We start from the raw sequence: 25,258 nt of genomic DNA on the forward strand, positions 1-25,258 counted from the left end.
TTGACTTACAATCACATTAGTTACTTGATATTAAAGGCTTAACTTTAATCCTTTGGTGTATTGAAGCTTTACAGAAATCAGATACATTTTTACACCAATTTTGACTATTTTTCAATTAATTGGCAAAAATGCATTAAAAGCACTTCCATTTTGAAAATTTCACGGTATAGTAGTGCTCACTTGATGGGCTGGCGCTGTTCAACTTCCTTCCCTCCTCCCTCCTTGAATGGAAAGCATCAGCCCGTCATTTTAAATTTTTCATGTTTTTAGCACTCAACTTGTAATTCCAGCAATATTGACTACATTCATAAGAAAGAAGTATCAATTCTATTTTTTTGTTTTAATGTAACTTTTATTGGATAACTTATACAGGAGAGAGAAATGAAAAAATCGCTTAAGACAATGAAAAAAGAGCAAGGGTTCTCACTTATTGAGCTACTTATTGTTATTGCGATTATCGCTATTTTAACCGCTATTGCAATTCCGATGTACTCTAACTATACCGAACGCGCGCGCTTATCTGAAGCCTATTCATTTCTTGGCTCAGATAAGGTGGAAGTTGCAGAGCAAATTAATACCAATGGCGGAACTGCCCCAACCACTTTCACAACAAATTCAACAAGTAAAACAGGGGAATATGGTTCAGTTGCCGTTAACTCCGGCACAGGAGCAATTACTTATACTTTTGACGCCGATGTTGGGGCAAATTTAAATAGTACAACCATTACACTAACACCAGTTGTAGCAAGTAACGGTGTAACTTGGACATGCTCTACAACAATTTCAAGTTCAGCCGTGTCAGATGTCTGCGCTGAATTCTAAAGAATAATACCCCCACAAAAAAAGCGGCATATGCCGATTTTTTTGTTTCCTTTACATTACTTCATTTGATAATTTGGTGGCTCTTTAGTAATCATCACATTATGTACATGACTCTCGTTAAACCCAGCACCAGAGATTTTCACAAATTCAGCTTTTGTCTTCATCTGATCAATATCAGCGCTTCCGGTATACCCCATTCCTGCACGAAGTCCCCCTAAAAGCTGATGAATAACCGCGCTCAAAGTGCCTTTATAAGGGACACGCCCTTCAATGCCTTCTGGAACGAGCTTTTTCGCATCGACTGTATCTTGAAAATAGCGATCTGATGAGCCTTTCTCCATCGCGCCAAGTGATCCCATCCCTCGATAAGATTTATAAGATCGCCCTTGGAATAACTCAACCTCTCCTGGGGATTCTTCTGTACCAGCAAAAAGCCCACCAACCATCACAACCGATGCCCCAGCTGCAATTGCCTTACAAATATCCCCCGAATAACGGATGCCACCATCAGCAATTACAGGGATACCAGTACCCTGAAGCCCTTCAACAACATCACTAATCGCGGTTAACTGCGGCACACCAACCCCAGCAACCACACGTGTTGTACAAATAGAGCCAGGACCAATACCCACCTTAACGGCATCCACACCCGCATCTGCAAGTGCTCTTGCTGCTTTTGCCGTTGCAATATTCCCACCGATTACTTGAACCTCTGGGAAGTTGGCTTTAACCCATTTAACACGATCTAACACACCTTGTGAATGACCGTGAGCCGTGTCAACAACAATCACATCCACGCCAGCCTCAACAAGTGCTTTTACGCGTCTTTCAGTATCTCCTGCTGTACCAACAGCCGCACCAACTACTAAACGACCAAGTTTATCTTTACATGCATTTGGCTTATCAATTGATTTTTGAATATCTTTTACCGTAATGAGACCAACAAGCTCAAAGTGATCATTCACCACCAAGATTTTCTCAATTCGATGCTGATGGAGCAGACCTTGAATTTCATCCTCCTGCGCCCCTTCTTTAACCGTCACCAAGCGCTCTTTTGGCGTCATAATGCTGGAGATAGGCAAAGATAGATCTTTAGCAAAGCGAATATCTCTTGATGTCACAAGCCCAACAAGCGCCTTTCCTTCAACAACAGGAACACCAGAGAAATGATATTGTTGTGTAATTTCCAATAACTCTAAAATAGTTGTTTCAGGCGAAGCCGTAACAGGATCAATGACCATCCCATTTTCAAATTTTTTAACTTTTCTTACTTCTGCTGCCTGAGAGTCAATTGGCATATTTTTGTGAATAATACCAACACCGCCTTCTTGCGCCATTGCAATCGCTAAGCGTGACTCTGTCACAGTATCCATTGCAGCAGAGACAAGTGGCATATTTAAATGAATCGATTTTGTCAGCTTTGTTTTAAGTGACACTTCATTTGGTAACACTGTAGAATAATCAGGGACTAAAAGGACATCATCAAAGGTGATTGCCTCTTCTTTAATACGTAACATTCTTGGACCTCGTAATTAAGTTTATTTTCAAAATGTGAAGCTTTGCCATCAATATAAACCAACTGAAGGCATCTTAATTACAGCGAGATTGTAGCAATATTTATCCCTGATTAGCAAATTATTTTAAGCTTTTTCTTTACCAGCAGCAATCTTATCTGCCGTTGTAATCTCACAAAAGCGAGACAATGCTTCAATTGACGCATCATGCCCCTCTTTTGTTGCTGCATTACAGGCATCTTCAACGATAGTGACCTGATAATCTCTATCATGAAGCTCTCTTGCTGTTGCTTCAACAACATAGGTTGTCGATACCCCACAAATAACAACACGCTCAATCTTTTTAGCGCCCAAAAGCGGCTCTAAATTGGTTGCATACAGTGCGCTCACTCTATGCTTAATCACGACATAGTCTTCCTTTCGCACATCCATATCTTTATGAAACTCACAGCCCCAACTGCTAAGTTTCAACACACCATAGTTGGGCGCTTGACCAAACATTGGCGAAGTTTTGGGACATTCTTGATAATTATCAGAGAAACCCACTTTAACATGTGCTATTTCAATACCACTTTCTCTTGCCCACTTAATAACATGATTGGCCTTCTCAATTGTTCTATCCTCTTGAATGCGCTCAGCATTATGTGCACCAAACGCCCCTTTTGGATCAACAATTTCATTAATAAAATCGGCTACTAATACTAAAGTATTTTGATTATTGTTAAGTTGGTTTTGCATTATCACTCCTAAATTTATGATGATTATCACTTCCGTTATACAAGGATACTTTACAATAAAGCGCTTGATATCTACAATCATATTTATTCAATAGCTATTTAGATTTTCTAATGATGAGTAATCTACCACCTTTAAAAGCACTCACGTTCTTTAATCAAGTTGCACAGACAAAACACTTTGCTCGTGCTGCAAATATATTAAATGTAACTCCTGGCGCGGTTAGTCAGCAAATTAAACAACTAGAGCGCTTTTTAGGTTGTCAGTTACTCGTTAGAAATACTAAAAATGTTGAACTGACCAATCAAGGCGAAAATTATTTTAAGGATATTCATCGGGCACTTAGCATTATTGAATCTGCAACTGATCGCATTCACCCACAGGCAAATCAATCCATTCAAATACAGCTCATGGCAACTTTAGCCCTTCAATGGCTGATACCTAATTTAAATGACTTTTACACGCAACACCCTGATATTAATATCAACCTTATGACATCTGCTGATGCCGATAGCAGCATTGATCTTAACCGAGTTGATTTTAGTATTCAACTTGCCGACCACCGTCCTAATGCTGAGGCGCAAAAGCTGTGGGAGGATGAGCTTGTACTTGTTTACTCACCGTTATATTTCACCGGCAACAACATTCACACAGCCACCTCAATTTATGTCAATCATCGCTTTCGAAAATATGACTGGCAATACTACTGTGAACAAGCGTCATTTTCAGCCAATGACAAAATGCTTTATTTAACCAGCACAGCACAAGCGATTAAAGCTGCAATCAATGGCGTTGGCGCACTGGTCACGCACCTGCCACTTGTCTACCCATTAATCCAAGAAGAAAAGCTGACTATTTATCAAAGTCCGATTAAAAACAATAACGCTTATTATTTAGTAGAGGGCAATACGCTATGGCAAAATCCCTCAAAACGCGCAGTTAAAGATTGGCTACTCGCTCAGGCTGAAAAATACTTTTAAGTGCCTGACAAGCCTTTATTTTTGAAAAGCACCTGTTACTGGCATACGCCTGCCAATACCAAATGGTCGCCGTTGTATAATAAGAATTTGTGGTGCTTGCTTGCGTTTAAATTCATTTAGCTCAACCATTCGATAAATTCGCCTTTGCTCTTTGCTATCCACCTCGCTCACAATACGCTCTAGATTTTCCACCTCTTCTGGCATTAATAGATCTCTCTCTAGATAGAGCTTTAGCATCGCATCTAAATGCCTGTAATCAGGCAATGAATCTGAGTCTTTTTGTCCCTCTGACAATTCGGCAGAAGGCGCTTTATCAATAATCTCCCTTGGGATTAACTCACCGTAAATTTGATTAATATACTCAGATAGCGCATAAACATCATGCTTATATAAATCGCCAATACAGTTAAGTGCGCCACACATATCACCATATAATGTTGCATAACCAACAGCAAGCTCACTTTTATTGCCTGTTGTCAGCATCAACAGCCCACTATCATTGGAATACTCCATGACAATGCGCCCACGAATTCTGGCTTGCATATTCTCTTTGGTTAATTTTTTAGGTTCTTTACCAAAGGCTTTTTCAAACGCTAAAATAGTCGCTTCAAATTCCTCTTTAATCGGACGATGATATAAGTGAATGCCCAAGTTATGACAAAGCCTTTCAGAATCACTCACACTTCCCTCAGATGAGTATACCGATGGCATGGTAATGGCTTTAACATTTTCCTTCCCAAGTGCAAGTGCAGCAATAGCAAGCGTCAAAGCACTGTCAATACCACCTGATGAACCAATGACCACCCCCGTAAATCGACATTTTCTTAGATAATCTTGAAGCCCTAAGATAAGCTGGTCTAAAATAAGCGCATAATCGCTACTATAGGGATTTGAGTGCACTTTTTGAGGTAAGTTATCTATATCTACAGAGACGACATCCTCTTTAAAGGAGTTAGCCAATGCAACTATATTGCCATGATTATCACTGACAAAACTTGCACCATCATAGATAATCTCATCATATCCCCCTACTTGCGAGGCATAGATCACAGGAGCATTTACTTCTTGCGCTATCTTTTTAACAATACTTTCTCTTTGTGCAAACTTCCCCAGCATGGAAGGCGATGCATTTAGCGTAATCACACAATCTACCTTGTTATGATCAAGCTCTAAGACAGGGTTCTTTAGATAGCCTTGATGATTATCAAACCAAATATCTTCACAAATAAATAATGCTATTCTTTTACCCTGAAGCTCAAAAAATGGCGTCCCTTCTCCTGCAATAAAATGGCGCTTTTCATCGAAAATACTATAACTTGGAATCAGTTTCTTATGGTAAGTAAAAACAACCTCACCTTTATCAATCACAAGTGCGCTATTATGAAACTTTTTAATGCCATCAACTGCACTTGCCACACCAATAATCACAGCAATAGCATACTGCTCACTTAACTGTTTAATCTTTTCAATGATTTCATTTTGCGCCTTGATAACCTCATCATAAACCAAAAGATCATACGGATAATAACCAATGACACAAAGCTCAGAAAACACAATTAAATCTGAGTCTTGATTATTGGTAATAACCTCTTTTATTTTATGATAGTTATAAGCAAAATCAGCAACAACAAAACTACATTGCCCAATAGTAATTTTCATCAAATATATCCTTTATGCCTTTAAACGAATGCCTTTTGAGAGTAAATACCAAGCTAAATAGTACAAAATCAAAGTAAATAAGATGATCATACTCAGCGCATACCACGGATTAATAAAAGTCTCTCCTAAAAAAGAAAAACGCACAAAGTCAATAATATAAAAAAGCGGATTCACTAATGCAACATTTTGCCAAAAATCAGGAAGTAATTCCAGACTGTAAAACACACCACCCAAATAAATAAGCGGAGTTAAAATAAAGGTTGGGAAAATAGTGGTATCATCAAATTTTTGTGAAAAGATGCCATTTAAAAGCCCCCCTAGAGCAAATAGCGCACCACATAATAAGGCACCCAAAATAACAAGTGGGACGCTATATATGTATGATAAACCACCAAACAAAAAGGCAACTATACTGACTAGAACCCCAACAAATAGTCCTCTGGCCACACCGCCTGAAATATAGCCTAAAATCACAATATGACTTGTCATAGGCGAGACTAAAATCTCCTCAATAGAGTGGTTGAACCTTGAGCCAAAAAAAGAGCCCACAACATTCGCATACGCATTATTAATCACAGCCATAATAATAAGCCCAGGGGTAATGAACTCCATATAACTAAAGCCATGCATCGTACCAATACGACTGCCGACAATTTTACCAAAAATCAAAAAATACAACGACATGGTAATCACTGGAGGCAAAAGGGTTTGCGCCCAGATTCTAAGCACTCTGACAGCTTCTTTTCTAAAAAGTGTGTAATATATAATCCAATACTCTTTCGCCGACATGGGCTACCCCCTTGCAATATCAATAAATAATTTTTCTAACTTATTTGTTTTGGTTCTAACGCTAATAACATCAATACCTTCTGCATTAAGCATTTCAAAGATTTGATTGAGTGTAATAGATTTATTCACCTCAATTTCAAGTGTGATGTCATCAACAATACTCACCTTGCCAAAGTCACAATGAAGCGCATGCTCTTTAAGCGGATTTTTCAAATCAAAAACAAAGGTTTCTTTATCCACAGTACGCAAAAAAGATTTCATATCTGTACTGGTATGCACTTCTCCTTTATGAATCATCGCAATTCGATTACACATTGATTCGGCCTCTTCCAAATAATGGGTTGTTAGAATAATGGTCAGTCCCTTTTTATTTAGCTTTTGCATAATTGCCCAAAGCGACTGGCGAAGCTCAACATCAACGCCCGCTGTAGGCTCATCTAAAATGAGCACTTTGGGTTTATGCACAAGTGCCCTTGCGACCATTACACGGCGTTTCATTCCGCCTGAGAGAAAGCGCACCTGCGTGTTTTCTTTATCAGATAGCGCCATGTCAGCTAATAACTCTTTTGCATAAGGCAGCGCTTTTGTGCGTGAAATACCAAAAAACCCGGCTTGATTGACTAATATCTGAAGCGGTGTTTCAAAGATATTTAAATTAATCTCTTGCGGCATCACACCAAGTGACTTTCTTGCTTTAGAGGGCTCTTTGTTAATATCAAAACCGCAAATTTTAATCACTCCTGAGGTTTTGTTCACTAACGAAGATATCATTCCAAGTGTTGTTGATTTTCCAGCACCATTAGGACCCAATAATGCAAAGAAATCCCCCTTATACACACTAAAGCTGATATCTTTAACTGCATGAAGCCCACCTTTATAGACCTTGTTAACATCACTCAGCTCTAGAGCTATTTCATTATTTAACGCTTTTGTTTGTTTTTCTAATGACATTTATTAATTCTCATTTTTAAATAGCTATCGCACTTAGCATGCAAATTTACTTAATTTACCTCGAAATAAAAGCCTTTGTTTTTATCACCTTTACGCTTTAATAATATAAAAACCTCTATTGACTCATCACACGCAACAGCATGAAAATAAGTGAGCATCATATCAGAATTATCACATGAATGTTAGCGCACATGCACTCAAAAATATATCGCTATAAATCATGCTAATAAATTCAAATTCAGTCGCTTATTTACCATCTAACAAGTAATAGTAATTGACTTTTATTTCATCTAAATTTACCCTTTTAGCTCCACAAAGGATCGTATTTATGAGAGGCGAATAAATGAATATACTTAGCGTTGATTATTTTAACCCTAATGCACCCAAGCGCTTTACTGATTCGTTAAAGCAAACAGGATTTGGCGTTTTAGAAACACATCCTATTAATTGGGATCTTATTGAAGCTGTTTATGCTGAATGGCGTGAGTTTATCACTTCCGATGCAGCCCAAAACTATCACTACAACAAAGACACCCAAGATGGCTATTTCCCTATGGATACTTCTGAAATTGCCAAAGGTGAAACCGTTAAAGATATTAAGCATTACTACCATTTGTATTTCCCTTGGGGAAGATACCCAAAAGAAATCTCTGATAATGCACGCCTTTTGTACAATGAGCTTTACACTTTAGGAAAAATTTTGCTTCAGTGGATTGATGATCATATGAATCCAACGGTTGCAAAAAAGCTAGCCATGCCACTTGTTGATGCACTTTCACCTGAAAAGACATTATTTCGTATTTTACATTATCCAGCTATTCAAGGTGATGAAGAGGCAGGTGCCATCCGAGCTGCTGCACACGAAGATATCAACCTTATCACCCTTTTACCTGTCGCCTCATCCCCTGGCTTGGAGGTGTACTCTCATCAGGAAAATAAATGGTATGAAGTGCCATGCAAAGAAAGATCAATCATTATCAATATCGGTGATATGCTGCAAGAGATGACCGAATATGAATATATTGCAACCAAGCATCGCGTTGTCAAACCTGAAGGTGAAGCTAAAGGAGTTGATCGGATGTCTACACCTTGTTTTATGCATCCAAAACCAGAAGTATATCTCTCTAAAAAATACCCAACTGCACAGGGTTTCTTAGATGAGCGCTTATTTGAGCTTGGGGTTAAATAAGGCTACTTATCATCCACCTTTGTCAACTCGACATTTTCAGCAGCCTCATTAATCGGCTCAATAATCAGCGACAAACGATCAGCCTCAAAATCGATATGGCTTGGTTCCAATTGCGGCAATTTTTTAGTTACCTTTGCTGACAATTGGCTAAAGCGATCTACTTTCCCATATAAGCCTCTTTTTCCAGCAAGCGCAGTCACTGCATTATTATAATGATTACTGACAGTCCCAAGTGTACCACCTAGCTTATTTAAATAATCTGCCACCACGCAAACTTGATTATAAATATCCCCTGCTTTTTCACTGATTTCGCGCGCTTCTGTGTTACTTCGCTCAATCATCCACAGGTTTGAAACCGTACGCAAAATAGGAATGAGTGTCGTATGAGACACAAGGACAACACCTTTTTTATAACCATATTCAAACACATTTTTACTGTGCTTTAACGCTTCAATATAAGCAGGCTCAATTGGCATAAACATCAGCACAAAGCTTGGACTTTTCATCCCAATAACATTGGTATAATCTTTAGATGCTAAATCATCGATATGCTTTTTCACCGCCAAAATATGCTCATTCATCGCAATCTTATAACTACTCTCTGATTCAGCGCCCACCATTCGATCATACGCATTTAGCGAGACTTTACTATCAATAATCATATGTTTTCCATCTGGAAGCTTAATCAAATAATCCGTTTGTTTTTGCTTTCCGTCTAGATCTTTAAATGCACTTTGCACCTCATAGTGGGCATCTTCAATAAGACCGCTCATCTCTAAGGTTCTTCGAAGCTGTGCCTCTCCCCAAACGCCACGTTTTTGAGAATCTCCTTTGAGTGCAGAGGTAAGATTATTTGCCTCTTTACTCATTTTAAGTCCAATATCAAGCACTTTTTGAATCTCAGCATTCAGTGATGCATTCTCCTTAATTGCATCGCTATGCACATCATTTACGCGCTTTTGGAACCCTTCAATCTGCTCGCGAAAAGGCTTCAACATATTATCAATGCTCACCTGAGTACTCTGTGTGAAAGTTTTGCCTTTCTCTTCAAATATTTTATTCGCTAAGTTCTCAAACTCTTTTGTTAAAGCTGCTTTGGTCTCATTAAACTGCTGAGTTTGCTCTTTAAAGTGTAAATCTTTATCTTTTATTGTTGTTTTAAGTTCAGCACGCTCATTATCAAGCGCCCGACAACGAGCATTCAAATCACTATTTATATGTGTGCTTTTTTCAAGCTCTATTTTTAGCTCTTGCACTCTTGCGGAAACCTCTTTAAAGGCAGCCTCTTGAGCTTTATACTTTTTACCCTCTTCTGCAAGCGCTTCTTTCAAGCTATTGATGGTTTCACGCTCTTTCTCTAAAAGATCATTGCTATTGGCTAAGCGTTTTTCTAAATCGCTACTTTGCTCCTGTAAATTTTGCAACTTTTCAAGTGCAATCTGATGAGCGCCATTTGCATCATGATATGCTTTGGACATATTCTCTAATTGCACTTTTTGAGAAGCGTGAGCTTCATTAAGTAGATTTAACTCATCCTCTAAACGCTTACTGCTTTTTTCCATATAGCTTACTTTTTCTTGCTGCTTATTCAATACTATTTCCTGCTGATGAAACCGCGTTTTTTCATCCTCCATTTTAGCAACCAAATTGGCATTTTCTTGCTGCACTCTTTCATAGTCATTGCGACTATTTTCCGATGCTAGATTTAACTCAGCTAACTTTTTCCCTTTTATAAATAAAATGAGTAACGCCCCTGCAACAAAACAAATAACGGCAACAATAATCAATTCTATAATTTGCATTTTTTATCCTTTTATTAACCAAACTCTTATTTAAATCATTATCACTAGAGAGAAACGAGATGCTCTTTTAAACATCTACAAAAGATGCAGGCTCTCAGTAATCATCTCTGCTTGTTTTAATTGTTTTTCAAGCTGCTAAACTTTGAGCTTATCTGTTGTCATCGCTTTTTGGGTATCAGGAACACTGCCTGATAACTCTTGTTTATACTGGCGTCAACGTACAACAGCAGAGGCGCTTTCCTTTGAAATATCCATAATTTTTTTGCTTATTAAAATATCCTTCATCAACCATCAATCTTGCATATTCAAATTTTTTGGCATCGCTAATATTAACTCTATTTTTTTCATAATTACTCACCTTAAGTATCTTTGAATATTTTAGGCTAAAAAGTTCTACAAGTATATTAGACCATTACATCTTAACATGGGTCCGTTTTATGGTGCTTACAATCATTTAAACACTCAAACCTCCATCAATACAGATAACCTGCCCTGTTATGTACTTAGAGTGCTTGCTAGCAAGATGAACTGCCATCTCTGCAATGCACTCTGCATTACCAAAGCTCCCCATTGGTATTTCTTTGAGAGCAGACGCTTTCATCGACTCTGTCATTTCATTTGTCATATCAGTTTCAATATACCCTGGGGCTATACAATTAACCGATATATTATAAGGTGCCACTTCCCTGGCTAATGCTTTTGTAAAGCCAACAACACCAAATTTAGATGCGCAATAATTGACTTGCCCAGTAACTCCCTTGATGCCTGCAACCGATGAAATGTTAATTATACACCCTTCACGTTCTCGTATCATTCTATAAATACAGGATCGAGAAACATTGTAAACTCCGTTTAAATTTACATTTATCACCTGCTGCCATTCTTCATCCTTCATGAAAATAAATCGTGCATCTTTTGTTATACCAGCATTATTAATTAAAACATCTATTTTTCCCCACTTATCATATGCCACTTCAATGACAGAGGATGCCTCTTCTTTAATTGATATATCAGCTTGGACAATAATCCCAGTTTGGCCAAGAGACTTTATCTCAGCATTCAATTTCTCTGCCAAATCTAAATTTTTGTTACAGTGTATGAGAATATCATAGCCACTTTGAGCAAACCTTAAAGCCAATGCCCGACCTATCCCACGACTTGAACCTGTAATAACAGCAACTTTCTTACTCATTTGACTATATACCTATGGTTTTTTAATATAAATATGTGCCCAATATTTTGCAATATTTTTACTCCACTCTGAGCTCTCCCTAGACACAAGATTTCTTAGCGGTAGACCATCCTTAACTAAATCAAGCAGTTTTCTACTAGATGATGTAAATCCACCAAACCCACCAAATAAAATTTGGCTCTGCTCAAAAAAGCACTCAGAAACTATAGCTTCCAGCTTTTTAGCACTAAGTGCAGAGTCAAGCGCTGCCTTGATGAAATGTTCACCATTTTTACCAGGGGCGGTGCGAATAAGAAAACTCCTATCAGGCTCATCAACAGAAATTACATCAGTAAAGTAAACATAGCCACCAGAACGTAAAACACGAAATGCTTCAAGCAAGGCTTTCTTTGGATTAGGAACATTTCTTAGCATAAACTGACTAACAACTAAGTCATATGTATTGTCTTCAAATGGCAAATCTACCGCATCACCGATCGTACATATAGCAGAGGTTCCTGTTAATTGTTGGATATTTTTTTCAGCCAAGTAAAGCATGGGTTCTGAATGATCCAATAAGGTAAATTTAGATTGTGAACTCAGCTTTGATAAAATGGATGTTAAATAGCCTGGTCCACACCCGACTTCTAATACATTACCACTTGATTTAACAATACCAGATAAATATGCAGCTATATAGGCCTGAAAATAATATGAATCGCTAAACGCCGTTTTTGAGAAATCCATATATAATGATGCCACATCATTCGAGTAGGACTTAGAAGACCAGAGGGGTTCTTTTTTAACAATTTCAAAATCATTCATAATAAACCTCAACAAAAAAATTCCTAGAGCTATTTGCTAATTGTGCTTTCCAATATAAACGAGCTCCTTTTAGATTTGATATAACTTTATTTTCGGTCATCTTAATACAGCAATGGTCATCATTAACTAAAATTATGCCATTTGTGTCTATTGCACCTGTGGCATTTCTTTCAATAGAGATTTTTTCACCCGTACTAAGTGAAATAACCTCATGGACATGTATATTAACTCTATCCGAGTAAATTATTGCATAGTCTATCCCACGACATGTCCCTTTTAATTCACTAGAAAAAACATCACCTAGATAATGAAAGTTGACACGCTTTCCACCATCATCCAAAGTACAGATTTCATCTACTTTTACAAATCGACCATCCATTCGATATAAACAATTACTCATCTGTCATCTCACTACCTTCTAATTTAACTAACTCCAAATTTTTTTGTCTATATGAAGTTTCGCTATTCTTAGGAAAGTATTTTGTAAGGTTATAATCTGTCATTGCCAATATTTTAAGATTATCATTTCCAATATTGATTGTTTGATGGCTAACCCATCTTGGAATATATACATAACTACCACCTCGAATATCCTGAACCTCGTCTCCAATGCGAACCTGACCCATACCAGATATAACGTAAAAGAACGCTTCATGAGCATGTTTATGATATTCATTTTTACACTTTGCAGGAATTATTAGCAATCGTGGATCTAAAACTCTACCCTGTATTGCAAATCGCTTAACAGAGAAATTCACAGACTGTTCACAAGATTTGTTTTCGTATAATAAACTATCAGTTAATTGATCTTCAAAACTAACAATACTGTCATATTTTAGCGCTGCTTGATCATTACCATTAGCTAGTAAACCCTTCAATATAGGTGAAAAGCGTTTTCCATATATCTCTTTATAAATTTCCGTAAAAAACTCATCACGCAAATTTAACGCTATATTTATAGCTTTTATACAAGATTGTTGACAAGTTTCATCTAAACTCTGCCACTGCAACGCATCCTCTAAGGCTTTAGCATGCCCATGATCACAATGTATATGCTCAACAAAAAATGTCAAATGTTGTTCAGAAACTCCACAACTGCTTAACCCCTGGATAAATATGTTATACAACTCAGCAACGATCCCCTCAGTTGCATACGCTAATATAGCAAGTACTTCCTTAAAACTTGAATTTGTACATAGTGATAAATAACTATTTACAAAATATTTAGTTATAGGAAGGTATTGTATTGGTGATTCTTGAACGCCAATCCCACGAAGAAAATTGACAAATAATCTAGAATGTGAGCTCATTAAATTTTTTTCACCAACTTCCTCCCACAAATTAGAGACAATAATACTACGTGCCGTTTCATCAGAGCACTTGGCCAAAGCAGTTGCAAGTATACGAGTAAAGTTTGATGAGTAAAAAGAGTACTGAGAAAAGAACAGCGCACAATCTGGCAGTTCAATTGTATTCTCGGTAAACATTTTTAATAATGGATTAGACCACAACTTATGACACTTTATTAGTTCATTTATATCATTTTTTTGGTAAACCGCGCCCATAGCTATCATTCTCCTATCAATATTTAATCGCAAAGGTTATTGCACTTTTGTTATTTTATTTACTAAATATAGAAATTAAACACCATAGCCAGTCAGACGAGCTACCAGAAGTGGTGCTTTCATATCAGTAGTTTATTTAAGTTTCATCATTTTTTTTGAAATCACATTATATAAATTTGGGTTCTTTAAAATGTCATAATGACCACAATCAAAAATATTTAGAGAAGCTCTTATATCCACACTTCGGCAAGTTTCTAACAAATATTCAGACTGATCTATAGGAAGCATCTTGTCAAATTTTCCATGCATAATACACAAGTCAACCTCACCTGAGTGTTTCATTAAGCTGATATTCTCGACAGGAGAACAAGCACTCCATAATTCGTCCCTATTCATGCGATTTTTGAATCGATCTACTATTAAATCAGAAAGTAGCGAATAAACGTCTTCTTCAGCATTTAAAACATTCAAAAAACCTTTGATTATTGGAGGAAATGTGGCATTAGGTGCTATCAGACCAAGCTGTTTAATCTGAACTGATTTATTACGCATTTCATAAGTAAGAGCTCCAGCACCAAAGCTATGAGTAATAGCCAAATCAAAACCACCTCCATTGACTAAGCTAATTTGACTTATACACTCCATAAACTCACCAATATCAGTATTACTACCTTCAGAAAGTCCATGAGCTGGAGCATCAAAGCCTATAACATGAAAATCAGCATTGCATAACAAATTGATAATTCCAGAAAAATCTAAACACCTTCCACCAAAACCATGAACTAATAATACTTTTTTATTACTTGTTTGATTCCAATGGTATGTTGTAACTTCCTTATTATTTACTGAAAAATTCATGCTTTTGTCTGTTTTATTTATTAAATCTCGCTCGGTGCGGTAATACTTATTCCTTTTTTTTGGATAAAACATGATTTGATATGCTGCTTTTGCGGCTTCTAATGGATCATAACCTTTACAAGTTTTGTCAAAAAGATTGAATTCTTTATTTACCATCATACTCTCCTTATATAAGAATTATTTGTTAAATTTATATGCAACCAATGCAACTCCATCAACTACTTTGATAAATAGATTCACCATCATTTTGTCTACTCAAAATTAAGTCATCATCTTGATACTTATTTAGCACAGCACTTTTTTTCATTTTTTTGTTATATAGCAACAATATAGCGATGGCCCCCAGCACCATACCAATTGCACGTGCACTATATATTCCCTCAATACCCAATCCTGCTATAAAGCCTAAAACATAAGCAAGCGGTAATGTTATACCTGTCATACAAATTGAATTAGCTATTGCAGGCCAAAAAGAATATTTATAGCCACGAAGAACCCCAGTGGTTATATTACGTATATTATCCGCTATCACACCAATGCTATTAATTAGAAACAGGGTTGATGTCGCAATAATTAATGTTTTATTAGTCGTAAATACCTCAGCAAGAAGTTCACTAAAAATATTAAACAGCAAAGCAACCAATACACCTATACCTAAACTCAGCATAATCGATACTTTACCAACCATCTTTGCATTAGCTATATTATTTGCTCCAAACTCCCTACCAACCAATACTCCAACAGTTTGAGATATTGCAAAAGATATCACAACAACAATTGCTAAATATTGATCTGTAATCTGGTTTTCAGCTAGCATACCCAAAACACCCGCAAACATTGTAACTGTAATCACTGTAGCAAGCTCTGATGATATCTGCACTCCGATAGGCATCCCAATCTTAAAAAGAGACTTCAACTCACTCATAAGTTCAATAATTTTATTTTTTTCATATAAACCAAAAATTGTAAAATTTTGCTCATATTTCAAATACAAAATAAGTAAAACCAAGTTTATCCAATTTGCAATAACAAATGCATAACCCATTCCAGCAATACCAAGCCCTTCCATAGATGCAACTCCATTGACTAATGGATATCCAACACCAACAAAAAGAGCTGTGTTGATGACTGTTGATAAAAGCACAGCTTTAGCCTTTGCCATTCCTATCAAAACTTGTTGCATTGCATTGACCATAAGACAAGGTATTATACCCATACAAATGATTGTGAAGTATTTTTGAGATAGCCTAGCCAAATGAGGGTCTTGTTCTGCTCCGATATAAATTTTGCTTGCCAATAAGCAAATCACGATAACAGGGAGAGACAAAATTAATGACTGAATTAAGCTAGCTTGGAATATTTTACCTACTTGCTTAAAATTACCACTTCCGAAATTAATACCTACTTTAATAGCTACTGAATACATTACACCAATTGCAATAGAAAGCAAAAAAAGTTGTCCCGAGGTAATCAGAGGTGTTACCGACAAGTAATCATGGTTGTATCTAACAAGTATCAATGTCATTAAAAAAGCATTACCTATAAAAAATAATCTCGATAAAGCAAATGGCCAACCTTGCTGAAGAATTTTTTTTAAAACAATCGCTGCGGATAACTCTATTAGGTTTGATTTATACTGCATTTATAAGATCCTTTTTTTGTTTTATTCAAATCAAGTTCAACATAAAAAGTACACGCTGATGCAGACTGCATACAGCACTGAGTGATTTTATGCTTTTTTATATTTATATTCATTTCGGAAAACCATGCACTTCTTATTTCAAAACAAGGACATTCATAGTTTTCTAAGCTGTTTGCAAGCCTTAACATATACAGGGCAAAATTTCTCGTAACATCAACTTCAAAAACACGCTCGCTTTCCACTCTATAGCGAATTTCAACCATTTCATCAGGCCACATTCTTTGTGAACAGCGTTGAATTATCTCAATAACATCTTCCATACTTGCAATTTTATTTGAAATCAAATACTTTTTGACTTCCTGGCGAGCAACACGCTCAGCTAAAAATATCAATATTTTCTTATTTAGTCGATTTGCTACTGCAAAACCAAATTCTGTAGCAACTTCCTGATACCAACGCGCATCATGCAACCACCACAATTGAAAAATTTTTTTTTCTGACAATTTATGTTCGCTCATTAATATCACCTGTATATAATTTGATCTGCCGCCATCTTACCAGAAACTGCCGCTGTCAATAGCCCTCCTGGATAGAGTGTCCAATGGCCCGCAAAATAGAGGTTTTCAAATGGAGTAGTAACCCCTTGCTCGTTTAATTTAAATAGGGTTCTTTTAGGATTCCAGGTCCAACCAGCCGTTGCACCATTGTAATTGCCAGTGTATCTAGTATGTGTCATCGGTGCACCATGCATTTTAAAATTAATACTCTCACTAAACCCAGGAATGTATTTCTCAACATTTTCAATTAATTGCTGACCAACCATAGCCTTGAGCTTCAGGTAGTCTTTAGTTCGTTTTCCTAGGCGATTTATCTTCCAATGATTCATCCAAGCAATACTAGAAAAACACTGCAATACCACCTGTGATCCGCCCGAATGGGTCATATTCGGATTTTGTAATACTGGTGCTGAAATCTCTACAGGTAAATTTTTATGAAAATTTATATCAAAAGGATCTGCAAAGTCACTATCAGGAAAATACCAAGTATGATGACTATTATTAAGTGCTTGTTTTAGTTCATCCACTGGAATTGATGTACCAATATATGAAGAAAAAAAGGCTTCACTCGTAGGTGTTTTTTTTGCTTTATTCATTAAACCATGAATAAGAGGATGACCTTTTAATAAAGTTTCAAGGGCAAATACTAAGTCTGTATTACAGATCACATAATCAGCATGTACAACACTTTTATCACCCAGGCGTACACCTGTTACTTTTTCCCCTTCAGTTATAATTTCTATAACTGAGGTACCTATTGCTACAGCACCGCCTTTCGCTATGATGTTCATAGCTAATTTATTTGCGAAATCTTGATTGCCATTCTCTGTATAATAATAATCATCTTTCCATAAATGCCAAAATAGCCCCGAAGCAAGTACTGATTGATTACGATATCCAAAATTTGAAAGTATACGAGCAACCCGACTTCTTCCAAGTAGTGACCTTGCTTTACGACTACTAATTATTGAGTCAAATTTCATCATATCATTATGATATTGTTTGTTAAGCCAATAACCATCATAATCAGTGAGAATATCTCGTGTATTACTTTTTATAAGCTCGCCCATACCATCCAAATTCAAGCTTTTTGCAACCTCATAAACTTCTTCATAGTAATCAAAATAATTATTAATATCATTTTGTGATTCTACATAAGCTTTTGAAAATGAATTTCTTGCATCTTGCATATTCCCCATTTTTAATGACAATCCATTTTCAGACACAAAACTATGTTGGCATTTTTTAAATTTTATTTGATCTTCTATTCCCAAATGCCTAACAATAGGAAGCAATGCTCCTAGTATCTCATGCGATTGAGTACCATAATCAAAATAATTTTTTTTATGCCAACCTCCATGAAAATAACCACCGATTAGTTGATGTTGTTCTATCAATAAGACCTTCACACCTGCATTAGCAAGATAGTTTGCAGCAACCAAACCCCCAATGCCAGAACCAATTACAATAGCTTCATAATGATTTTCAATATCATGCGCTATAAAATCTGGAATAATTTCGTTACTCAATGCTAGATCCAACGATGTTTTTTGTTTCACCTCTAAAATGATTAGGTAAAAGCATCTTAAAATTAGTAAAACCTAATAAGCTCATACCACCATCAATTATCATATTTTGACCAGTAACATAATCACCTAAAGGAGACAGTAAGTATTTTACCATACTAGCGACCTCGGATGGATTGGCTAAACGCCGACATGGTATATTTTCTGCCCATACTTTTCGAATCTCAGGCGGAAATTTTATTCCATTAGTTTCAGCCATACCTGTAGTAACCAAATTTACATTAATATTTTTTGGCCCTAACTCCCAGGCAAGAGATTTTGTAAAACCAATCAACCCTGCTTTCGAAGCTCCATAAGCAACTTGATACGGACCTGAAATCAAAGGACCACTAATAGCTCCCATATTAATGACACGCCCATACCTTTGTCTAATCATTGGCAAAATAACTGAACGAGTATATTTATAGACACTGTTTAGATTTATTGACATTTGATCCTCCCACTCCTCATCTTTCATGAGAGGAAACGACCTATCTAGCTTATAACCAGCATTATTCACTAAACCATCTATTCGACCAAACTTTTCCAAGAGTCTATTAACAATTGCTTTCACACCATCCATTTTTCGTGCATCATGCTCCACAAAAGAAAACCGTTCGTCATCAGCCAGTAGCTCATCTTTCAATGATTGAGCGAAATCATGATCTTGATAATATGTAAAAAATATTTTAGCACCATCTTTATACAACTGTTTTATTAATTCGCGACCTATTCCTTGAGCAGCACCTGTAATCAGATAAACTTTATCTTCAAATGCATTAAATTCACTTTTATTTATCATTTTTTCTTCCGTCCTACTAATATTTCCCATAACTCATTACTTGTTCTCTCTTGTTGTGAAAAAATATTTCCTACCGCGCAAGTTTGCCAATCAGCTGCTTTCTGATTTTTTGCCATTGATACAATAAATCGGTTATAAGCATTAGGATATTTTAAAAGTTGTTGCAACTTCGAGGCATGACCTACCGAGTAAGTTTTATATTCAGCGATTCTTCTTTCATAACTTTCTGCATATCTATCCCAATTCCCTTGCTTCAAATAATTTATCACCGTCTCCGAAGCCAATTCGGCAGTAATAAATGCTTGTGTTAAACCCTCACCTGTTAAAGGATCAAAAAAACCTGTGCTATCGCCAATCATTAATGTTTTTTCTAATGTATATTGCTTATTTCTAAATGCAATCGGCCCTACAGAAGTAAGTTCTGAAGCTTGCACTGCTTGTCGAAAATATGGACTTAAAGCAAAACTTGAACTTTTAATAAAGCTGTCCAAGTAACTTTGAGGTGATGCCACCTCCTCTGTCAAAAATATAGCTACCATTACCTTATCGTCTTTAACAGGAAAAACTGTGTAGTAACCAGGTCCTACTACTGCGTTAGTGCCTATATGAAACATTGGCTCAGTCAGTGATACTTTCTCAAACATGCAAAACAGTGCATAACGTTTATGATTAGAATCATAACTAAATAACTGTTTATCTCTTGCTATAAATGACCCCCGACCCATAGCATCAATAATTAACTTTGCTCTTAAAGTGATATTTTCTTTTTTATATTTTCCGTATACACTTACTTGCTCACCATCTGACTCATGTGTAACCTCTTGAATAAGAAAAGGTGCCATATAGTTGACATATTCTAATTCTTTCACCATTTCAAAGAATGCATTATTAACAACCTCTCGAGGCAAACAATGTCCGTAATTTAAGTAAGAACGGTCATGATTATAAAACCCCTTGCAACTTACACCATCGTAACCATATGTTTTTACACCATTGATTTTAAAATATGTGTCATAATCTTTGATATGATTAATCACCCCCATCCTTTTCATATAATCTAGACTACGAGGGTTAATTGCAGTTGTACAAATCCCATTTGCTTGTAAGTTTTTCTCTACAACTGCAGTTTTGATATTTTTTGCATTTAAAAAACTTGCTGCAGAAAGACCAGCAACACTTCCGCCAATAATTATTACATCATATTCATACATCCTGTTCATTTCCCTGTTTTCCTTGGCCAACTGTTAACGTTGCTTTTGCAACAACCTTTTCATTAACTAGAGCCTTTGCTTCCAAAAATATTGAGCCATTACTTAGCATTTTAATTGGTCGACACTCAAAAAACACTTGATCTCCAGGCATGACTGGACTCATAAATCTTGATTTAATTCCTACCAGCACCCAATTATGACTGGTGGCTATTTTATTTTTTTTGTAAGACTCCTGGAACAATATTATACTTGATTGCGCAATTGATTCTATTAGCAAGACCCCAGGGTAAATAGGGTTTTCATAAAAGTGACCTTGAAAACACCATTCATTATAGGTAACATTTTTCACCGAGACTATTAGCTCATGAGGAACAAACTCGGTAACTTTATCAATTAACAAAAATGGATATCTATGTGGCAAAATAGTCATTAAATATTTAGTATTAAATAATGAATGATTCAATATACTCTCTCTCATAATTTATAAGTTTTTTGATTCTGGAGCAGACACAACTACAGCACTAACGTTACCTTTCTCTTCACTCTCTATTATAAGAGTATATCCAGGTGAAAACTTTTCAGGCACTTCATACAATTTTAATGAGTCAGGACAATTGAGTAAACTCGCATTTTTGGTTGGAGGTATTAGTAAATTATTTGATGCTTCAACTACTGCTATGATATGTAACACTCCATCCGCGCCAAAAGTATTTCCCAATAATGGTCTAAGGCTAAAACAGGGTAGTTTATTTATAAAATTTGAAGATCTAAGTATTATATCAATTGCTTCAAAAACAGCATCCATCTCCACACTGTTCGCCCCAATTGCAAGCAATGAAATATCATTGATAGAAAGCTCCGCCCTATTTAGAGCATCTAAACACACAGACATGATCAAATCAGTTCTACTAACCATGGAGTTATAGTTACTAGACCAAGCATGATAGTATAACAATGGGTGGCTACTTTCTTCTTTTTGCATCAACACTATTCCAGCCCCCTCACCCAAGCTATTAGCACGATTACTGTCAGAGTAGGTTTTTACATGCAAGTTTACTTCATCAACTCCACCAACAATAACTGCGTTAGCTCTACTCTCTAGTAAAGAGTTAGCGGCATATCCTATTGCATCAAGGGAAGAACAACATCCAGTGGATATTGTAGTATTAAGTGCTGTTGCATTATTTTTTATGCCTAGCTGAGATGCAACAGAGTTTGCTAATGTATTTGGCGAGCTCATTGCTGATACATATGAAGGACCATCATTTATTACTATACTGTCAAAATTACTTATCACTTCTAGACTTACATACTCTGTCCCTAATACAACCCCCAAATCAAAAGGAGATAATAAATCCAAATTTGTAGCCTCATTTGTAGCTATTAAGCCCATTTTTGTAGCTCTAGTTAGAAATTGCATTCCTTTAAGTGACAAATGTTTTTTTGGTTGAAAATCCTTTAAGCAACACATCCCACTTGAGTGACTTACTTTACTATCAACAAGTGATTTAGGCGCTAAAAGCTCTGTTCCAACTCCTATTGCAGTTACTGCCCCCATTCCTGTGATTGCTAATCGTTTCATTTCATACTACCAAAAGCTGTAATAGCAATATTACCACCAAATCCAACACCAATATTTAGAGCGGTATCAACTTTATGTGCTATTGCTCGATGAGGAACGATATTAGTTAAACACTCTGGATCTTTAACTTCATAATTAGCTGTAGGTACAACTATATCATGCATAATTGACTTCACGCATACAACTGAGCCAAGAGCACTGGCGCCACCCATAGTATGGCCAAGCATGGACTTTATTGAATTAACAGGTATTGTATCTATTTTATCACCAAAAACACTACGCAATGCTTTTGACTCAGTCACATCATTTGCTTTCGTTCCAGTCCCATGTGAAGATATATACGAAACTCGACAACTATCATTAGATATATTATCAAGGCACGACTTAATAGCCTTGATAACCCCTCTCCCTTCTGGATGGGGTGCCGTTGGATGATAAGCATCTGACGCAGCCCCATAACCTAACATTTCCGCATAAATTCTTGCCCCTCTTTCACGCGCGACTGATTCACGCTCAAGAACAAGACAGCCAGCACCTTCACTTACAATCATTCCTGTTCTGTTTTTATCAAATGGCTGACATTTTTCAGTTGCAATAGCATTTAAACGGTTAAAAATAGCATAGCAACCACGTGACATGGCATCAGCACCACCTGAAATCACAACATCTGCATGACCTAATTTAATCAAATCATAGCCCCAAGATATGGCATAATTACCAGCCGCACAAGCTGTTGGGAATACCATCACAGGTCCATTAAGAGATAGTTCTTGGCTGACACAACGTGCAATATTTATCATTGGATAATACTTTGGAGGCGATTGAATTTCATCTAAAGTAGAGCAAGAACTTTTCAACATATCATTAAGCTCCTCTACCACAGACTGATTACCCATAGTACTACCGAAGCTAACTGCGACTCTCAGGTCATGTGAGTTATCGCTTAGACCAGCATCAGTAAAACTCATTTTTGCTGCAGCTATAGCCAACTGCGTTGTACGTGGAAGATCTTCACTATTAATTTTTTGAATGAATTCACTTGGATTAAAATCTTGTATTTCACCACCAATATCACGATTAAATCCCATAGTATCAAAAGATTTTATTTTTGAAATAGGCACTCTTGCTTCTTTTAGTCCATCCCACAAAGTTTTGACACCAATACCGTAAGGTGTTAAAGCACCTAGGCCAGTTACCACTACACGCTCATTACTCATTTTGCTTCAGTAATAGCATCAAGTGTTAAACGCACTGAGTCATTAAGTGTTTGAACTTCTACTAGACGTTCCTCTGGGATTCTGATTTTATATTTACGCTCAATACAAGCGACAATCTCTAATGCCATCATAGAATCCACTCCTAACTCCTGCACAAGCCTTTCATCATCCTCAAAATCATCCAGCTCTATAAGATTTGATATGATTTCTTTTATTTCTTTTTTTAACTGAATTTCATCCATTAGCACTTACTCCAGTTTGTCGCAAACTCAGCTCTATATTTTTTTTATTTCTCATAAAATCACACTCTTAAATAACTCGTTATCATCAATATATTTTATGATATCATTTTCAAAATTTTGGTTCAAATGGTTTTTTTGTTTTTTTTTGGTTTTTAAAATTGATTGATGTAGAAAAAAAATAGTTGTCAATAATTGGTATATCTACTATGTTGAGTAGTATAAAGTTCACATTTTTTGATAATATTATCGGTGAAATGAAAGTGGTTAAGTAGCTTATGAGTATATTGGCAAACAATTTAAAAGAATATATGAATCAAAATAATATAGGATTAAGGAAACTTGCTAAACATATAGGAATGAGTCACTCTACTTTATCCAGAATTATTAATAAACCACCTCAAAAATTACAGCCAATAACAAAGAGAAAAATTGCTAAGTTTATTGGTGTTGATTTTGAGGAGTTATGCTCACATGAGCTTAATACATTACTTTTGAAAAAAAATGATTACAAAGTTGGTTTTATCGATTTTAGCGGAAAGTCAACAAATGAAAGTATTGAAGTTGCTGATCAATATACTTTTGCAATCAATGTAAGAAATGATGACTACAGTCCTTTATTTCCAAAAGGAAGTATACTGTTTTTTTCTAATGAACCTGCCTATCAAAATGATATTTGCTTGATTAATTATAATAACAAATTACTCCTTTGCGCAGCTCATAATGCATATAGATTAGAGTTAGAGCTGGTTGATTTGCATACCAATAAAAAATTCACTACTATACGCGATAATGTAAAAGCAGTACTTATGAAATCCTTAAATCCAAAGTAGTCTAATATGAGAAGTAAATCTTCAATATACAAAAAACAAGTTGATGACCTACTGAATACACTGTGGAATGATAAATCTTTAGACGTTATCGATGATTATTTTGGTGGACTCTCAGTTATTGATAGCCCTATTTCTACAAGTATTGGAGGTAATGCTAAAAAAGAAATTGTCAAAAAATGGTTTGATGCATTGCCCGACGTCTCTTATAAAACTGACTTAATCATCTGCGAAAATAATACTGTTATATCTAATTGGACGTGCAAAGGTTCACACTTAGGTGAGTTTATGGGAGCTAAAGAGACCGGACATTTTATTGAGTATAAAGGTAGTTCAACATTTAAATTCGGTGAAGATAATCAAATTTGCTATTATCATGCTATCGCGAATATTACTGACATAATGAAGTCTAAAAAAATTGAACTAGATATTAATAAATCAACTAATTTTAAAGATCCATCCAAAATTATCGGTGCCCTAAGCTATGCTTTTGGTATCCCTCTAACTGAAAAGGAAGTTCGTATTTTATCTCTTTGGCTTAGATCGTATAGACCAAAGGATATTGCGATAATGTTTAATAAAAGCTATAGGACAGTTGAAGGACAATTGTCCAACATAAGAGCTAAGATAGGGTTGCATCGACCAACTGAAATCATTGAGTATTTAAAATCAAAAGATGTCTATATCATGTTTGATCTTATTTTTAACGACACCATTACCAAATATACAAAACCTATAATCAAATAAGAATAA

Annotated in this window: 26 protein-coding genes; 5 read left to right on the forward strand and 21 right to left on the reverse strand. The window is 36.1% G+C overall.

The features are described from left to right. Window positions 1-381 precede the first annotated feature (381 nt). Window positions 382-822, forward strand: a complete 441-nt coding sequence (locus A37Q_RS16510; RefSeq protein WP_018298576.1) for a pilin — start codon at window positions 382-384, stop codon at window positions 820-822. Window positions 823-878: 56 nt separating this feature from the next. Here the strand turns inward: A37Q_RS16510 and guaB are convergent, their stop codons facing one another. Both guaB and A37Q_RS0101930 read right to left on the reverse strand, forming a co-directional pair. Continuing rightward, window positions 879-2,339: an IMP dehydrogenase gene (gene guaB / locus A37Q_RS0101925; RefSeq protein ID WP_018298577.1), complete on the reverse strand. Its 1,461-nt coding sequence runs from the start codon at window positions 2,337-2,339 to the stop codon at window positions 879-881. Between the two features lie 123 nt (window positions 2,340-2,462). Beyond that, window positions 2,463-3,074, reverse strand: a complete 612-nt coding sequence (locus A37Q_RS0101930; RefSeq protein ID WP_018298578.1) for a cysteine hydrolase family protein — start codon at window positions 3,072-3,074, stop codon at window positions 2,463-2,465. 113 nt (window positions 3,075-3,187) lie between these two features. Between A37Q_RS0101930 and A37Q_RS0101935 the strand changes: the two genes are divergently transcribed. Next, on the forward strand, window positions 3,188-4,051 hold the full coding sequence (locus A37Q_RS0101935) for a LysR family transcriptional regulator (RefSeq protein WP_018298579.1): 864 nt from the start codon (window positions 3,188-3,190) through the stop codon (window positions 4,049-4,051). A gap of 15 nt (window positions 4,052-4,066) precedes the next feature. On the opposite strand, the gene A37Q_RS0101940 is transcribed toward A37Q_RS0101935, so the two are convergent. The 3 genes from A37Q_RS0101940 to A37Q_RS0101950 are packed head-to-tail and all read right to left on the reverse strand — an operon-like array spanning window position 4,067 to window position 7,450. Beyond that, window positions 4,067-5,710: an NAD+ synthase gene (locus A37Q_RS0101940; protein ID WP_018298580.1), complete on the reverse strand. Its 1,644-nt coding sequence runs from the start codon at window positions 5,708-5,710 to the stop codon at window positions 4,067-4,069. 12 nt (window positions 5,711-5,722) lie between these two features. Further along, on the reverse strand, window positions 5,723-6,499 hold the full coding sequence (locus A37Q_RS0101945) for an ABC transporter permease (RefSeq protein ID WP_018298581.1): 777 nt from the start codon (window positions 6,497-6,499) through the stop codon (window positions 5,723-5,725). A gap of 3 nt (window positions 6,500-6,502) precedes the next feature. Continuing rightward, window positions 6,503-7,450, reverse strand: coding sequence for an ABC transporter ATP-binding protein (locus A37Q_RS0101950; protein WP_018298582.1), 948 nt, complete (start codon window positions 7,448-7,450; stop codon window positions 6,503-6,505). A gap of 343 nt (window positions 7,451-7,793) precedes the next feature. On the opposite strand from A37Q_RS0101950, the gene A37Q_RS0101960 reads away from it, so the two are divergent. Further along, window positions 7,794-8,639: a 2OG-Fe(II) oxygenase family protein gene (locus A37Q_RS0101960; protein ID WP_018298584.1), complete on the forward strand. Its 846-nt coding sequence runs from the start codon at window positions 7,794-7,796 to the stop codon at window positions 8,637-8,639. A 2-nt stretch (window positions 8,640-8,641) separates the two neighbouring features. Here the strand turns inward: A37Q_RS0101960 and A37Q_RS0101965 are convergent, their stop codons facing one another. The 16 genes from A37Q_RS0101965 to A37Q_RS0102035 all read right to left on the reverse strand — a co-directional run bounded on the left by A37Q_RS0101965 (window position 8,642) and on the right by A37Q_RS0102035 (window position 23,678). Further along, the gene (locus A37Q_RS0101965; protein WP_018298585.1) at window positions 8,642-10,441 is read right to left on the reverse strand and encodes a DNA recombination protein RmuC; all 1,800 of its coding nucleotides are present in this window, start codon (window positions 10,439-10,441) and stop codon (window positions 8,642-8,644) included. Between the two features lie 202 nt (window positions 10,442-10,643). Next, complete coding sequence (locus tag A37Q_RS16195) at window positions 10,644-10,799, reverse strand: hypothetical protein (protein WP_154648603.1); 156 nt, start codon at window positions 10,797-10,799, stop codon at window positions 10,644-10,646. A 96-nt stretch (window positions 10,800-10,895) separates the two neighbouring features. Next, on the reverse strand, window positions 10,896-11,633 hold the full coding sequence (gene fabG / locus A37Q_RS0101970; protein WP_018298586.1) for a 3-oxoacyl-[acyl-carrier-protein] reductase: 738 nt from the start codon (window positions 11,631-11,633) through the stop codon (window positions 10,896-10,898). A gap of 12 nt (window positions 11,634-11,645) precedes the next feature. Then, window positions 11,646-12,437, reverse strand: coding sequence for a class I SAM-dependent methyltransferase (locus tag A37Q_RS15715; RefSeq protein ID WP_018298587.1), 792 nt, complete (start codon window positions 12,435-12,437; stop codon window positions 11,646-11,648). After that, window positions 12,430-12,837 carry a hypothetical protein gene (locus tag A37Q_RS0101980; protein WP_018298588.1) on the reverse strand — a complete coding sequence of 136 codons (408 nt, stop codon included), beginning with the start codon at window positions 12,835-12,837 and terminating at the stop codon, window positions 12,430-12,432. The genes A37Q_RS15715 and A37Q_RS0101980 overlap by 8 nt, the downstream gene beginning before the upstream one ends. After that, complete coding sequence (locus tag A37Q_RS0101985) at window positions 12,830-14,002, reverse strand: iron-containing redox enzyme family protein (protein WP_018298589.1); 1,173 nt, start codon at window positions 14,000-14,002, stop codon at window positions 12,830-12,832. Before A37Q_RS0101985 ends, A37Q_RS0101980 begins: the two co-directional genes overlap by 8 nt. A 132-nt stretch (window positions 14,003-14,134) precedes the next feature. After that, complete coding sequence (locus A37Q_RS0101990; RefSeq protein WP_018298590.1) at window positions 14,135-15,016, reverse strand: alpha/beta fold hydrolase; 882 nt, start codon at window positions 15,014-15,016, stop codon at window positions 14,135-14,137. A 58-nt stretch (window positions 15,017-15,074) separates the two neighbouring features. Beyond that, window positions 15,075-16,502: an MATE family efflux transporter gene (locus tag A37Q_RS0101995; RefSeq protein ID WP_018298591.1), complete on the reverse strand. Its 1,428-nt coding sequence runs from the start codon at window positions 16,500-16,502 to the stop codon at window positions 15,075-15,077. Beyond that, window positions 16,481-17,020, reverse strand: a complete 540-nt coding sequence (locus A37Q_RS0102000; RefSeq protein ID WP_018298592.1) for a hypothetical protein — start codon at window positions 17,018-17,020, stop codon at window positions 16,481-16,483. Before A37Q_RS0102000 ends, A37Q_RS0101995 begins: the two co-directional genes overlap by 22 nt. Before the next feature lie 5 nt (window positions 17,021-17,025). Beyond that, a complete protein-coding gene (locus A37Q_RS0102005) occupies window positions 17,026-18,588 on the reverse strand; it encodes a phytoene desaturase family protein (RefSeq protein WP_018298593.1) in 1,563 nt (520 codons plus the stop codon). After that, window positions 18,581-19,456, reverse strand: a complete 876-nt coding sequence (locus A37Q_RS0102010) for an SDR family NAD(P)-dependent oxidoreductase (RefSeq protein WP_018298594.1) — start codon at window positions 19,454-19,456, stop codon at window positions 18,581-18,583. Before A37Q_RS0102010 ends, A37Q_RS0102005 begins: the two co-directional genes overlap by 8 nt. Continuing rightward, on the reverse strand, window positions 19,423-20,637 hold the full coding sequence (locus A37Q_RS0102015) for an NAD(P)/FAD-dependent oxidoreductase (protein WP_018298595.1): 1,215 nt from the start codon (window positions 20,635-20,637) through the stop codon (window positions 19,423-19,425). The genes A37Q_RS0102010 and A37Q_RS0102015 overlap by 34 nt, the downstream gene beginning before the upstream one ends. Beyond that, window positions 20,630-21,100: a 3-hydroxyacyl-ACP dehydratase FabZ gene (fabZ, locus tag A37Q_RS0102020; RefSeq protein ID WP_018298596.1), complete on the reverse strand. Its 471-nt coding sequence runs from the start codon at window positions 21,098-21,100 to the stop codon at window positions 20,630-20,632. The genes A37Q_RS0102015 and fabZ overlap by 8 nt, the downstream gene beginning before the upstream one ends. Window positions 21,101-21,118: 18 nt before the next feature. Then, entirely contained in the window at window positions 21,119-22,219 is a 1,101-nt protein-coding gene (locus A37Q_RS0102025; RefSeq protein ID WP_018298597.1) for a beta-ketoacyl synthase N-terminal-like domain-containing protein, read from the reverse strand. Further along, window positions 22,216-23,436: a beta-ketoacyl-[acyl-carrier-protein] synthase family protein gene (locus A37Q_RS0102030; RefSeq protein ID WP_018298598.1), complete on the reverse strand. Its 1,221-nt coding sequence runs from the start codon at window positions 23,434-23,436 to the stop codon at window positions 22,216-22,218. Before A37Q_RS0102030 ends, A37Q_RS0102025 begins: the two co-directional genes overlap by 4 nt. Further along, on the reverse strand, window positions 23,433-23,678 hold the full coding sequence (locus A37Q_RS0102035; protein WP_018298599.1) for an acyl carrier protein: 246 nt from the start codon (window positions 23,676-23,678) through the stop codon (window positions 23,433-23,435). Before A37Q_RS0102035 ends, A37Q_RS0102030 begins: the two co-directional genes overlap by 4 nt. 275 nt (window positions 23,679-23,953) lie before the next feature. Between A37Q_RS0102035 and A37Q_RS0102045 the strand changes: the two genes are divergently transcribed. Both A37Q_RS0102045 and A37Q_RS0102050 read left to right on the forward strand, forming a co-directional pair. Beyond that, window positions 23,954-24,508, forward strand: coding sequence for a helix-turn-helix domain-containing protein (locus A37Q_RS0102045; RefSeq protein WP_018298601.1), 555 nt, complete (start codon window positions 23,954-23,956; stop codon window positions 24,506-24,508). A 6-nt stretch (window positions 24,509-24,514) separates the two neighbouring features. Next, on the forward strand, window positions 24,515-25,252 hold the full coding sequence (locus A37Q_RS0102050) for an ester cyclase (protein ID WP_018298602.1): 738 nt from the start codon (window positions 24,515-24,517) through the stop codon (window positions 25,250-25,252). The last annotated feature ends 6 nt before the right edge of the window (window positions 25,253-25,258 follow it).

The sequence above is a fragment of the Fangia hongkongensis FSC776 = DSM 21703 genome (assembly GCF_000379445.1).
Taxonomy (GTDB): Bacteria; Pseudomonadota; Gammaproteobacteria; order Francisellales; family Francisellaceae; genus Fangia; species Fangia hongkongensis.